Annotated in this window: 6 protein-coding genes; 4 read left to right on the top strand and 2 right to left on the bottom strand. The window is 35.0% G+C overall.

The features are described from left to right. Positions 1 to 4: 4 nt before the first annotated feature. The 4 genes from BXU10_RS16285 (at position 5) to BXU10_RS16270 (ending at position 5,663) form a co-directional block, all read left to right on the top strand. A complete protein-coding gene (locus BXU10_RS16285; RefSeq protein ID WP_078228486.1) occupies positions 5 to 1,429 on the top strand; it encodes a RagB/SusD family nutrient uptake outer membrane protein in 1,425 nt (474 codons plus the stop codon). A 5-nt stretch (positions 1,430 to 1,434) separates the two neighbouring features. Continuing rightward, positions 1,435 to 3,876 carry a zinc-dependent metalloprotease gene (locus tag BXU10_RS16280; protein WP_078228484.1) on the top strand — a complete coding sequence of 814 codons (2,442 nt, stop codon included), beginning with the start codon at positions 1,435 to 1,437 and terminating at the stop codon, positions 3,874 to 3,876. After that, complete coding sequence (locus tag BXU10_RS16275; RefSeq protein WP_078228482.1) at positions 3,873 to 4,394, top strand: DUF3347 domain-containing protein; 522 nt, start codon at positions 3,873 to 3,875, stop codon at positions 4,392 to 4,394. The genes BXU10_RS16280 and BXU10_RS16275 overlap by 4 nt, the downstream gene beginning before the upstream one ends. Positions 4,395 to 4,703: 309 nt before the next feature. Then, on the top strand, positions 4,704 to 5,663 hold the full coding sequence (locus tag BXU10_RS16270; RefSeq protein ID WP_031453331.1) for a YheT family hydrolase: 960 nt from the start codon (positions 4,704 to 4,706) through the stop codon (positions 5,661 to 5,663). A gap of 174 nt (positions 5,664 to 5,837) precedes the next feature. On the opposite strand, the gene BXU10_RS16265 is transcribed toward BXU10_RS16270, so the two are convergent. Next, the gene (locus BXU10_RS16265) at positions 5,838 to 6,899 is read right to left on the bottom strand and encodes a glycosyltransferase family 9 protein (RefSeq protein WP_078228481.1); all 1,062 of its coding nucleotides are present in this window, start codon (positions 6,897 to 6,899) and stop codon (positions 5,838 to 5,840) included. Between the two features lie 147 nt (positions 6,900 to 7,046). Further along, a complete protein-coding gene (gene sprA / locus BXU10_RS16260) occupies positions 7,047 to 14,165 on the bottom strand; it encodes a cell surface protein SprA (RefSeq protein ID WP_078228479.1) in 7,119 nt (2,372 codons plus the stop codon). Positions 14,166 to 14,407 lie beyond the last annotated feature (242 nt).

Raw genomic sequence — 14,407 nt, 5'->3', positions numbered from 1 at the left:
AAAAATGAAACATTTACATACTATAATACTATCGCTAATCCTGCTAACTGCAGCATCCTGCGAAGAATATACAGATCTTACCCCTAAAGGAGCTTTAGTAGTAGAAACTGCAGATCAATTTTACGAAATGGTGTCTTTGCCAAACAGAGGCTATCCCATAAATAACTTTCAGTATCTGGTTGATGATCAATGGATGAAAGAATCTAATGTAATAGGAGTAACGCCTAATATCAATACGATCAATTTTACTTTTGATGAAACTACGGATAGGGTTTCTTTAATAAACAATTCAAGTTTTTATAATCAGGCTTATACCTATATTAACAGATGGAATACCATTATTACATTAGTTGATGACAGTAAAGGAGAATCGGGTACTAAACAATTAGCAAAAGCAGAAGCCAAAATTAACAGGGCATACGATCACTTTTTATTAGTAAACCACTATGCAAAAGGATATGACCCGCAAACTGCTGCTAATGATGGAGGTATTTGTATTATGGATAAATTCGATTTAGAGGCACAGCCATCAAAATCTACTGTTGCGCAGGTTTACGATTTTATTCAAAAAGATATTGAAGATGCATTGCCATATCTTCAGGAAAAACCACGTGATGTATACCACCCGTCTCTGGCATTTGCTTATGCATTCAAAGCAAAAGTTCATTTGTTCAAGCGTGAAATTGCTCTTGCAAAGGAAGCTGCCGAAAAATCATTAAGTTATAATAATAAAATATTTGACATGGTTGCTTATAGTGCACAAGGAGGACCAAATGTACTTTCTGTACCGGCAGCAAATAATATAGAAGTACTAAGTTACCAGTATATGACAGGTTATAATGAGATGAATTTTGCATATCAAAATATCATAAGCCCCGAGCTGAGAACTTTATTTGGTACAAATGATGCACGTTTTAATTTGTTTTTTAATACAACCAGTACAACAAATCTGGATCAGGGATCAAATACAGCGTATTGGGCTACTGTATATACCAGATTCTTTTATCCTACTGTTGGAATGAAAACGACAGAGGTATATTTGATGCTGGCAGAATGTTATGCCAGAGAAGATAAGCTTACAGAAGCGGTTGATATTTTAAATACATTAAGAGCAAAACGTATTTTATCAGGAACGGTAAATTTAACTGTTCCGGCTACCCGAAAAGAAACCATGGAACTTGTTATCAATGAACGCAGAAAAGAATTACTTTTAGGTTTTAATCGTTTTTTTGATCTTAAGAGGTTAAATACTGAAACTGAATATGCAAAAACGATTACAAGAGTATTTCCAATCGTGAATAAGACCGTTCCTCAAAAAACGTATACTTTATTACCTAACTCAAGATTATATATTATTCCGTTTCCTTTATCTGTTCTGATAAAAAATCCAAAACTTACATTAAACACAGACGAAAAAGTTCCATTTTAATTCTGATGAAAAAAATATTTATAATACTAACCATGCTGCTTGCCATACAGCAGCATGGTTTTTCACAAAACCCGACAGAAAAAAAAGCAGACAGTACAAGCACGCAACCAAAAGGTATGCTGGCTTACAGCAAAGTAATTACTGATAAAGCTAAAAGCAAAACAGGTCTTTTTACGGTTAGTCAGGTTGATACTAAATACTACTTTCAGGTTCCGGACAGTTTGTTTAACAGGTATATGCTGGTCGTAACACGTTATCTTTCTACTCCTGAAGGAATGGGAGTTTTTGGTGGAGAAAAAGCTAATGAGCAGACCATTTATTTTGAAAAAGGGGCAAACAATACCGTTTTTCTAAGATCATTACAATACAGACAGGATGTCCGCAACGCAGATTCGATGCTTGCAAAAGCACTGGCAGGAAGTAATGAAAATCCTATTGTGGCTGCTTTTCCAATAAAAACAACTAATCCGGATAATGGAAATGTTGTTATTGATGTGACAGATGCCTTTAAAAAAGAAAATGCAATGTTCTCTTTGGAGAGCAAAGAAAAAACAGAAAAAAAACTAACTGCTCTTGCAGATGATAAATCTTTTGTTGAAAGTATAGACACCTATCCGATTAACATCGAAGTAAAAACAACAAGAACATATACAAGTTCTACAGCCAGCAGCGGAACGGTAACACTTAGATTGAATACATCAATCGTATTACTTCCAAAAACGCCAATGCGCAAACGTTTTGCTGATGAAAGAGTGGGGTATTTTGCGAATAAATATATTTTGTTTGATGACGATCAGCAGCGTGCTGAGAAAAAATTCATTATTCAGCGTTATCGCCTGGAGCCTAAAGATAAAGACATTAAAAAATATCTAAAAGGGGAACTGGTTGAACCGAAAAAACAGATCGTTTATTATATTGATCCGGCAACACCAAAAAAATGGAGACCTTACTTAATTGCCGGTATCAACGACTGGCAGAAAGCTTTTGAAGCAGCAGGTTTTAAAAATGCTATTGTTGGTAAAGAATGGCCTGAAGATGATAAAACAATGAGCCTGGAGGATGCAAGGTATTCTGTAATACGATATTATGCTTCTGAAACTCCCAATGCTTATGGGCCACGTATAAGCGATCCGCGAAGTGGGGAAATTATTGAAAGCCACGTGGGGTGGTATCATAATGTGATGAAATTAGTACAAAGATGGTACATGATTCAGGCAGGACCGTTAGATCCAAAAGCCCGAAAAATGCACTTGGATGATGAATTGATGGGACAGTTAATCCGTTTTGTTTCTTCGCATGAAATAGGACATACCATTGGTTTACGCCACAATATGGGAGCGAGCAGTGCTACTCCGGTAGAAAAACTTCGTGATAAAAACTGGGTTGAAGCAAATGGTCATACCGTTTCTATCATGGATTATGCCCGTTTTAATTATGTTGCACAGCCGGAAGATAATATTGGTCCGGCAGGTATTTATCCACGTATTGGAGCGTACGATAAATGGGCAATTAAATGGGGATATAGCTATCTTCCAAACACTAAAGATGAGTTTGAAGAAGAAAACATTCTTGCCAAATTAACAACAGACAGCTTAACGGCTAATCCTAAATTATGGTTTGGAGGCGAAGGGAAAGACGAAGATCCACGAAGCCAGTCAGAAGACCTTGGTGATGACGCAGTACTTGCCAGCGATTACGGAATAAAGAATTTAAAGCGTGTAGTGCCTAACCTTGTAGAATGGACTTATGAGCCAAACGATGCTTATAACAATTTGGAAGATATGCATAAAGCGGTTGTAGCACAATATTCAAGGTACTTGTATCATGTGCTGAAATATATTGGGAATAACTACATTACTAAAAGAACTGTTGACGAAAAAGGTATCGTAAACCAGCCTGTACCTAAAGCAAAGGTAAAAGCAGCTATCGATTATTTAGGAAGACAATTGTTTGTGGCACCTCTTTGGATGTATCCACAAAATATTGATCAGCTTATTTCTTTAAAAACAGAGGATCAGATTTCAGATCAGCAGAATCAGGTATTAAATATAGTGTTAAGTTCAGGGATACTTTACAATATCAATCTTAAATCGATGCAGTTTGAAGGAGCTTACACCGTTCCTGAGTTTTTAAACGATGTGCAGCAAACCGTATGGGTAAAATTTACCGGTGACGCAAAACAGGACTATTACAGAAGATCGTTACAACGCAGCTATATTGATAAATTGGGTATGTTGTTATTGCCTAAAGAAACAGAGCCGGGTAAAGCTTTGAATGCAGCACAGCGCAGTGATGTAAGGTTATATGGCAAACAGCATCTTTTAAAATTAAGAACTGATGTTACCAAATTAATGAGTGCATCAACAGGATTAAACAAAGAACATTTTGAAAGCATTTTGATAGAAATTGACAAAATTATTTCAAAACTAAATAAAACAGATATATGAAAAAAATAGTAGTTATAGCATTCATCTGCCTGAGTGCTCTGGGACATGCTCAATTAACTTCAAAAGAGGAAGTAACGCCTGAATTAGTTGCTAAACGTGAAACACAAAAAAAAGAAGTCACAAAAAATTACCTGGCTTTAAAAAACAGTCTTATAATTTCTGATAGTCTTGCTGTTGTTAAAAATGCAGAGGCATTAAAGGCATCATTAAATAAGTTCAAATTTAAAAAACTAAGTCTTGAACAAATGAACGAGGCTACTATAAAAAGAAAGGATATTATTGATCTTGTAACTCAGGTAGCAGCTACTAAAAATATAAATAAACAACGAAAAATTGTTCAGGAACTTTCTGTTAAGTTCTGGGAGTTAGCACCAAAGTTCAAAGCTGAAGATGCAACATTATATCTTCAGGTCTGCCCAATGACAGGTGCTGTCTGGACAAGTGACAGTAAGGAAATCAAAAACCCTTACTATCCCAAAAATATGCTGACTTGCGGTGAAGTAAAAGCAACGTTATAAAAATTGAATTAGTTTGATAAATGCGGTATTCTGAAAAGAGCCGTATTTGTCTTTTTTAATAAAATCGTTTTCTTTTTGAGAAACCAATATTTTTAATTTATCAGGATAAAATTGGTTCGGCAGTTCAATACTTATGGTTTTAAATTAATCACTTCCCGGATAGGGAGGTGTCCATGCTCTGCGGAACAATTTATCTTCTTTAGTTGTATTAAAAAAAGAACCATTTAGAAAGTGAAATAAAAAGACAGTATTAACCGACATATGGATTGATTTCTTAGATTTGTATTAAGGACTCTAAAACTTTTTATTATGCCTATAGTTGAACAATCAGAATATAATTTTCCGGCTATAATTCATCGTAACAGGCATATTTCTACCATTTATGCAGCTGTTTTTAAAAGGTTTGAAATTCCAAAATATACAAGAGAAAAGCTCGAGTTAAGCGACGGAGATTTTATTAATATTGATTTTATTATTAATGATTCTAAAAAGGCAGTTATTTTATGTCATGGTTTAGAAGGAGATTCTCGCAGAACATACAATAATAGCTGTTCGGCTTATTTTCAGCAGAAAGGTTTTTCTGTTTTCGCATGGAATAATCGTACCTGTGGAGGAGAAATGAACCGTCTTCCCAGACTTTATCATCATGGCGCAGTTGATGATCTTGATGAAGTGATTAGATTTGTAATGCAAAAAGGATTCGAAGCAGTTTATTTGATCGGATTTTCTATGGGAGGTGTTCAGCTTCTTAATTATTTAGGATGGACAGAAATTGATGAGCGTATAAAGGCTGCAGTCTCAATTTCAGTACCAACTCACATCGCAACAAGCGCTGCTGTCCTTAAACAAGGATTTAACCGAATCTATTTAAAGAATTTTACAATCGATATTAAAAGAAAGCTGAAATACAAAGCGGCACAATTTCCTGATTTTATAAACCGTGATCAAATTGATAAAATTTCTTCTTTTGATGAAGTAGATCAGTATTTTACTGCACCACTGCATGGTTTTGCAAGTCGTGACGATTATTACCAGCGTGTTTCTCCTGAATTTTCCCTTAAAAACATTACCACTCCCGTTTTAATTATTAATTCTCTTGATGATCCTTTTTTAGGCGAAAGGTGTTATCCCAGAGCTATAGCCCGGGAAAGTGCATACGTATATCTGGAAACCCCTAAATACGGAGGGCATTGTGCTTTTCCTTTACGTAATTCAATGTATTCGTATGTTGATAAAAGAGCCTATGAGTTTTTTGAATCTTGTAAATAGACTGCATAATATTTTCTGAAAATTTTGAATATCGATATATTTTCAAGGCAAAAAACTGAAATTCTCTGTTTCAGGATTTTTAATTTATTGAGCTGCTTTAAATAAATTATTCATAAGTCATTCTTGAATAATATATTTTAGTTATTGTTTAATGACTAATAGTATTTATAAATTTCAGGTACGTAAACGGTATCGCAGTATAGTTTCTAAAACTTCTATGATATTTTCTATATCGTTATCAGCAGTTTCAATACCAAGACTATTGTGATTATACGGACTATATTTTAACGGGTTTGTAACATTGAACAGTCCTATGACAGGTATTTTTGAAGCGCTGGCCAGATGCATAATCCCGCTATCAGCCCCTATAAAAACAGATGTATTGGCAATAACAGAACCTATTTCACGAATATCCCGACTATAATAAGTTAAAGCTTTAGACCCAATCTGTGAAATATTCTCGACGGGCAAAATTTCAATAATGGTATAATCTAAGAAATGGAGACGAACTTTTTCATAAAATTCCTCCCACCATTCAACACAATGACATTTGCTTCCGGTAGCATAGGTAAACAGACTGATTACTTTTGTATTTTCCGGTACCAATGATTGTAAAATTTTACGTCCATTTAATATTTCCGAATGATCTAATTTTAAATCCAGATAAGGAATCTTGTCACTCTTGTCGAAGATGTTTTCCTGTAGTCCGGCAAAACGAAAATTATATACCGGAGCTTTGGCGATATGTTTGAAATCAAAATACATTAATCCAATAGACTCATTTAAAGAATCTCCAAAAAGCTTAAATCTAGCCCGTGAAAACCGGACAGATAATCTCCCCGATGAAGATACTTTATCGACGTTAATAGCCAAATCATAACTTGTCGTTCTGATTTTTAGCCAGGATTTCAGATAACGAAAAGGTTCTTTGAAAGGCTTTTTAGGCAGTTCAATAATAGTATCTATAATATCATAATTCTGGAATATTTGAGGGGCTACACCGCCTTTTACAAATAAGTCAATCTTACATTGAGGATAAACTGTGGCAATTTCCTGCAGCAAAGGGGTGATTAATAAAAGGTTGCCAAGTCTTTGATTGGGTCTCGAAATCAATATCCTTTTGATGTTGGTATCCTGGAAAATGTTTTCAGACGAGTTGTTTTTACGTCCAATGTTTGCAGTTAAGGTTCGCATTAAGGTCCTTCTTATTATATTTATTCTCTTTTTAAATTCCATTTCTGTATACTTTATTTTAATTAGTATTTATAAAGGTATGGCCGCATAAATCCTTGAGCACTTCTAAATCTACTTATCCCTAAATTCCATAGACGAACTATCTGATTTTACGCCATTAAGTAAGAATTAATGTATTGCTTTGTGGGATTAATTCCCAAAAGCATAACGCAAGGTGAATCCAGAACTAATGGTCGTAAGCGGAAATGAGGTTGAAATTGCCGGCTTTGAAAAAGAGTGATTGTAATAAAAGATCATAGTTAAGTTTTTGCTTAGCGAATAATCTGCGCTGGTTTTTAAGGTCCAGATATTTTGTCCGGCAACTAACTGATTATTTTCGTAATCAAGATATCTTACAATGGTTTGATTGTTTCTTAAAATCAAATCGGCTTTTATAATGATGTCACTTTTTATTGTATTGGTAGGATTATCAGCTAGTTTTGAAGTAAAAACAACATCTTTTATTCGATATCCAATTCCTATTACATATTCAATTCCGTTAACTTCTGTCAAATTATTATTGTCAAAACTCATTGATAACGTCCTGTCTTTATTAATTTGGGTCAAAAGTTTAAAAGAGTTTTTTAATTCAAAATCAACTTTTAAGAACGGGTTAAATTGTTCAGTCAAAGTCACATTAGAGGTTATGGTCTGGTTGTAGTAGTTTCCATTATCATCCATTCCGTCTGGATTTTTGGTGTAATTATAATTTGAATTGAAAGCACTTACCGTATAAGTTGCCTGATAACTGTGCTGTAAAGAGAATCGTTTGAAAGTGTTTTTGAAAAATGGGTAACGCATCAGACCATTATATTTCAACGACCAGTTTGGGATAGGAATATTTTTAAAAATCCCTAAGGCCGAATTATTGGCATCGACACCTGTATAAGCCGCTAAAAAAGAAGCTAATAAAACAGCCTGATTGGTGCTGCCATACCCTAGTGGAAAACCGTCCGGACCTACATTGGCGGTATTATTTATGTTGATTCCTCTTTCTATAGCGAGTCTCTTTGCTATTATGAGTCTGTTTTTTCTAAAATCATTAAAAGCTTCTGAGCTATTTTCATCGCTGGTTAAAAAGGCAGTTTTGATTAACACAGTTGAAATTGAAAATGCACCGGAAGTATAAGGAGATCTTGAATTGTAGTGACCATTGCTGACATCATATTGTTCAGAAAAATTTTCAGAATAGGTTCTGTTTGCAAATAAATCAATCTTTAAATCTGTTATAGGTTCTATATTGGCGAGACCTTTAAAAATCTGACTTTTTGAGGTTGTATAATTTTGATTGAAATCCTGATAAGTAGTCAGCCAGCCCTTTCTGGCAGCTTCATCACGAATATCATGCTGGCTTCCAAAAATAAACCCTAAAGTCGGTTTTGAGAATCCCATAAAACCCGATGTTGGGAGATAACCGGGTAAAACTATTCCTTTGTTTTCCGTAAAATTCAACGTAATATTTTTTACGCTGGTCAATACATTGTAAAAACTTTTTAAAAATGGGCTTCTGATGCTTTTTTGAGGAATATCTGTACGTGTAATTTTTTCACCGGGTTTGATAACGGTTGTCTTTTTTACAGGAGTTTTAACATCGGCAGTTTTTGAAATTCCGACATATTTATAAAAAGTCTCCATATTAAATGAGGCACTTAGATTGCTTGTATTGGCATTTTGTACCGTATTGCCTAAATTATAATTGACGCCATCGACTTCTATTTTTGTTAATGCCTCAGAAGAACGCTGCCAATTATAATCACCGGTATAAGTCAGATTGGCTTTTACAAAACTAAATACCGGAATTTTATTCAGCGGAATTTCATAAGTTACCACAAGCTTCTGAGTATGTTTGTTGGGTTCTCCAGGATTAAAATAATTATCAGAAATTTTGAAATTGTCAATAGGCAGATTATCACTGTTCAGATAGTTTTTTACAATGTTGCTTGATGATGATGTGAAATTTAAGCGTAAAGATTTTGTCAGGTTAAAATTAAAGCCATATTGAATATTAAATTCAAAATTCCTGCTGTACGATGGATCTAAAGCAATTCCTTCAACATCTACTTGCCGGTATTGCTGTTTGTTATACTGCCTGATAATATTTGTGTTGAACGTAATATTTGAAGGCATATAATTAAAATTAAAATCACTCAAAAGCTTCCAGTAATTGCTTTTTTTCATGAATTTGGTATTCTTAAAAGGTTCAATATTTTTAGCCTCCGCACTATAATCATAATTTAATGCAGTATTGGTTTTTTGATCAACATAGCTTTCTCTTTCATAATCATGACTGGATGTTTCGTTGTAAGATTGTGAGAACGAAAAATTTTCAATATCATAAATATGCGCTTTCTGTTCCGGTTTCCTTTCTTTCCTAATTCCAATTAAATTAATACTGGTATTTTTAGTATAATCGACCGCCCGGTTTTTAATATTTGCTTTTTCTTGTTCGGTTTCTGCAGCATCTATGGCTGTCTGCAGTGTAATATCAGGATTTTCAGGATCGTATTTTGGAGTAATAAATGCTTCGGCTGCTGCATAATTTAATGGCAGGTTTAGTCTCCAGTTTTTAGGTAGTAATTTGCCAAAATTGATATTGGTCATTACACTATATTGTTTTACATCTTCCTGGCTTCTTTCGCCGGAGTTCTGTTGTAAAGACCCAAATCCCATGGTACTCATTTTTCCGGTTGCTGAAATAGTAGCAAAATCAGCTAAATTTGAATCAAGATTTACAACTGTCGCCATTCCGCCGCCATTATCCATTTCTGCCAGTCGTAATTCATCAAACCAGACTTCTCCTTTTATATCCTGATGCAAGTCATTATTTTTTATTCCTACCATTAAAGTGCGTACAGATCCTAAGTTGGGATTCCCTTTGACACCTAATCTTAATTTATTGATTTTATCACGTAATGAAGGATCCAGTTGCTCATCATCTTCATTTAAATAATAAATTCCGTCAGCAGGCAGATCAGCAGTTGCAATCTTTTTATAGAGCATTTTTAATTGAGACAATAGGGAGAGTGACAAATCGATTTCATTATCCTCGGGCCAGACAATTTCTGAACTCAAAGGCGAACAACCTGAGGAAAGCGTAACTTTTAAAGGAATTTCAATCTGATAAAAATTTTCTGTGTAATCATTTCCTAACCGTATAAAAGCTGTCATTTGATTGTCTGAAAGTGGTATTTGACCGGTTAGGGATTCGGCATGCAAAAACATTTTCAGTTTTTTATATTGTCGCATATCCATACTAATGCTTTTATAAACCGATCTGGAATCATTAGGCTCCAATCCTTTACCTGCGACTTTTAATCCTAAAGACTGCTCATTTTGGTAAGTAACAGTATTTCCGCTGTAGGATTGTTCTCTTTCTACGCCCGGAGGCAAAACATAATTTACAGGGCACTTTCCATCATTTTCTTGAATATTTATTGTTAATACATCTATATCTGTATTATCATCGTCCGGGCTGCTGTCTGCAATGTCTAAGGTTTCGGTGTATCTTCGCCATTCACCTCGCTGCAAATCCAAAGAACCAAAACGTAATGTTACAGGTTCACTAAATCCGGTCATAAACATTCGCATGAAACGTATAGAGGTAAAATCTGAGATACTTCCAATGGTGTTTTCAGGCTTTGAAATCGGAATTTTAAACTGAATCCATCTGGCTTCTGTCGAATTTCCGTTGGGCAGTGTAACTTGCGTATTTCTGATATCGGTAATATAATTTTGGCCAATTTCCATATTCGGTTTCATATCAATACTATACTCATAATAGGCATTGATGGTATTCATGGTATAATCATTATTAATATCTTCCGTATTGGGCAGGGTAGTAGCCCCTCTGTTAGCATCATCTGCACTTACGGCTGAGTTTCCATCGGTGCCATTGTATTTTTTATAGCGTTCTAAAACATCTCCGGTAGTATTCAAATAGTAGCTATAATCATCTGCCGCTGGATCATTTTCAGCACTATAATTGGTATAAATCTGAGTTTCCTGACTGTTTTTTAAACCATCCAGTCCCACATCCTGATTAGATCGATTGGCAGCATCGGTATCAAAGGCATACGTTAAGGATTGTGAAGCAGGAACATCACCCCAAATTCCTTGTGGCGTTACCATAAGCTGGTCTGTTCCAAGTCCGTTTTCGTATTGTTTTCTTCCGTCTTTCAGAACGTCTTCGGAGATTTCGCCTAAATTAAAATACAATTTCCCGGAATTGTTATCATTCGTTTTGCTGTTTCCAACATAAGGATCTAAAACCCAAAACTGAATATATTCTACATTTCCCTGTTCAAAATTGGTTGAAGTTAGGGCTCTCATGATACCTCCAAAATTATCTTTTGGAGTATTTGAAAAATCTACTCCATTATTGTAAGGGCCTCTTTCAGATGGGTAATAGCTTAAATCCAGCGTGTTGACAACAAGTGTTTGTCCTGTTTCTGTTTCCAGGTTCGGATATAATTCTTCTTTGTAAATTCTTCTGGTAGCATTCAGGGAAAGATCATTATTTGAAATTCCGGATGGTTTAGAAGTATAAAAAACAGGATCAATTGTATACCAGGCTAATTTGGCTCTTTTGAAACCATAACTTAAATCATTGGTACTTTCGTTAAAATTGTAGGCACTCGAAGTATTATTTGCGGGAGTTGACGATAAACTCCAGGTATAGGCCGAACTCAAATCCGTAGTCGAGGCAGCGCTTTCAAAAGCATCTACATAAATAGTAGATTCTCCTTCAAAATCACTTGCTTTTGCTGTATTTGGCTTTAGAAATGCAACTTCTCCACGTACTGAAATGTTCGACGGTACATCAGTATCAATATTGGGAAGTTTGTTGACCAATCTGGTAAGAAAAGGAACTTCACTCGAAAAATTAGTATTTAATCCAAAAATCGTATTGTCTACGGATTCCTGTCCATAAACTGATTTTTGAGTCAATGGTTTTTCAGTATATTTTAAATAGGTAGCGCCAATGGTAAAATTATCCGATATTTTGTGGTCAATATTTAACCCGACAAAACTTTTGGTCTGCTGCCCAAAAACCGAATTGTTTTCTAAGGATACTGTAATAGTGGCATTTGAGGCTAATAGTGCAGCGTCAAGAATATGAACTTTTCCTAACTGATAATCAACACTGTAATCGATTCCTTCGGTCAATGTTCGCCCATCGGCCGTAACAATTACAGATCCATTGGCGACATTGGTCGATCCTATCGAGATACCGTCTGATCCTGAAGATTTATATTTTCCTTTTAATAAATACTTATTTTTATCACTGTCCTGCAAAGCACCTGTTTGTGTATTGTTGTATAAACTTCTAAAGACATATTTTTTTTGATTGGCGTTGTAGGAAGTCGTATTGTTGTAGTCTTCAGTTGAACTAGTCGATAGTTTTTTAAAAATTAACTCTCCAAAAGGCTCTTTTGTGGTAAAAATGATTCTTCCGTTCGTGGCATCCATTGTGATACCGGAGACGAAATCGAAGAAACCGTCACCACCTTCCTGAGGGTCATTAGTCGAATTTAACCTGTCCAGATTAAAGACTTTCAGCAAAGGAGTTTCTGCTATTTTGTTTTCATCAGACGGGTTGGGAGGGAAGGATGTTACCGGCTTAATATAATTTAACGGTGATGGATCAGAATAAAAGATATTAAATTTAAAATCTTCCTGACTCAGCTGATAGCCGCTTGGAATTTGATAAATGTTTTTCATCATCAGATTCCAAACCGGATTTTTTAAATTTACAAGACTGCTTTTTAGCATTTTTAATACTAAACTTTGCGTAGTAACAGTTTCTGAATTTGTAACCACAGTAGCGTCAACACCATCACTGGCAAATTCTCCTACCTGATACACCTGGTCGCCGGAGGTGTATTGGTAAGCAACAGCCAGTACTTCATCATTGGCGAGTTTTTGTACCAGCGAAATATAGCCCAATTGTTTGTTTAAGGTGTATTCAGTTGAGCTTAATTTTCGGGCATTTTCGAGTTTTGAATAATCCTGTCCTTCACTTACCGTAACATTAAATCCAGAAGATGCAGTAGCGATTTCACGAATATTGCTATTCAGTAAACCGCTTCCGGACTTGATTTGAGCAGGATCGTAATCGTTATTTGAGTTGTCCGAAGGCGAATCGGCGCTGTTGTTAAATATTCCTGACGACGGATTCAAAACCACGACCTGATCATCTGTAAGATCAGATAATTGTGATTCTCCCAAATCCTGAATTGCAATAATATTTCTCAAATTGTTTGCGGTTGTACTGACCTGGCTTTTTTTATTGGTCACCCACACTTCAATTCTTGAAATCTGGATTCGGCTGTCTATTAGGGGATAATTTTTTAGAGAGGTATCGTATTTATTTCTAAAGTATTGTGATAAGAAAAAGTGTCTGTTGCTATCGTAATCAAGCGCATACATATTAAATTCCTGAACGGCTCCGCTCCCTTGTGCGGTGACACTTTTTGTTTCTGATTTTTGCTGTGAGAAAACGCCGGTAACAGTAGTTTTTCCAAATTGTAATTGTGTTTTTACACCAAATAAATTTTGTGCACCAGTTATCAAAGTACTGTTTAAGGGCATACTGACATTTCCAACTTCAATGTTTTTAACGATATCATCTTCGTCTGGGGTATAGGCCAATTTGAATAAATTTTGAAAAGCAAATGTAGATTGCGTATCGTAATTTACATTTACACTTAATCTCGTACCCACCTTTCCAACCAAAGACATACTAATTCGCTGGTCAAAATCAAAAGTGAGATTCGATCTGTTACTTGGCGATAATGCTGGATTATCTTGTTTAGAATACAATAATCCTATGTCCATTTCTACAGATCCTGCAGGTTTTACATCGATAGTATTACTTCCAAAAATGGATTCAAAAAATCCTGAATTAATATAATATCTTGGCAATAAATCTTTTTGTTTTGTTTCTGAACCTGCTTTTTTAGCTTCAATAGCATCTGCTTTTTTTCTGAAATAATTACGTCTGGATTCTTTCAATACCAAATTTTCATATTCAGCTGGTGTTAGAAACAAAGGATAGTTGATTGAGAGTTCACTCTCAGAATCGCTATAAACGTAAGTATTGGTAAAAGAATCATAAACATAGGCAGATAATATGCTTGCAGGATTTGTTATTTGAATTTTTCCAATGGCAAATCCGCTTTTTACAGTATCCTGAACCGTGGCCGCAACTTGGGCCTTTGATACAAGAGTACAGAGAAACATCAAAATAAAAAATAATTTTTTATGCATTTAAAGGCTTTCCGGTAACCTTTATTGTTTTTTAAAAGGATTAAGATATTCTTTAATTCAATTTGTTTTCAAAACTAAAGTGCGCTCATATTATCATTAAAAGGATAGTATAAATTGCTTGTTGAAACAAAAAATTATGTGATGTTACCAGAAAGTAATTTTGCTGAATAGGCAAATGAATTTTAAATGTGTAGAGGTTTATTCCTCCCAATTCCTATTCAAAGAAATTACTTAAGGCTGGT

This window comes from Flavobacterium sp. LM4, from assembly GCF_002017935.1.
Classification (GTDB): domain Bacteria; phylum Bacteroidota; class Bacteroidia; order Flavobacteriales; family Flavobacteriaceae; genus Flavobacterium; species Flavobacterium chungangense.
Note: the sequence above shows the minus strand (reverse complement) of the source record. Positions and strands in the feature narration are given on the sequence as shown.

What these genes read in the sequence shown, in the direction of transcription:
- BXU10_RS16275 (WP_078228482.1), top strand. Translation starts at nt 3,873, where the DNA reads ATGAAAAAAATAGTAGTTATAGCATTCATCTGCCTGAGTGCTCTGGGA.
- BXU10_RS16285 (WP_078228486.1), top strand. Translation starts at nt 5, where the DNA reads ATGAAACATTTACATACTATAATACTATCGCTAATCCTGCTAACTGCA.
- BXU10_RS16270 (WP_031453331.1), top strand. Translation starts at nt 4,704, where the DNA reads ATGCCTATAGTTGAACAATCAGAATATAATTTTCCGGCTATAATTCAT.
- sprA (WP_078228479.1), bottom strand. Translation starts at nt 14,165, where the DNA reads ATGCATAAAAAATTATTTTTTATTTTGATGTTTCTCTGTACTCTTGTA.
- BXU10_RS16265 (WP_078228481.1), bottom strand. Translation starts at nt 6,899, where the DNA reads ATGGAATTTAAAAAGAGAATAAATATAATAAGAAGGACCTTAATGCGA.
- BXU10_RS16280 (WP_078228484.1), top strand. Translation starts at nt 1,435, where the DNA reads ATGAAAAAAATATTTATAATACTAACCATGCTGCTTGCCATACAGCAG.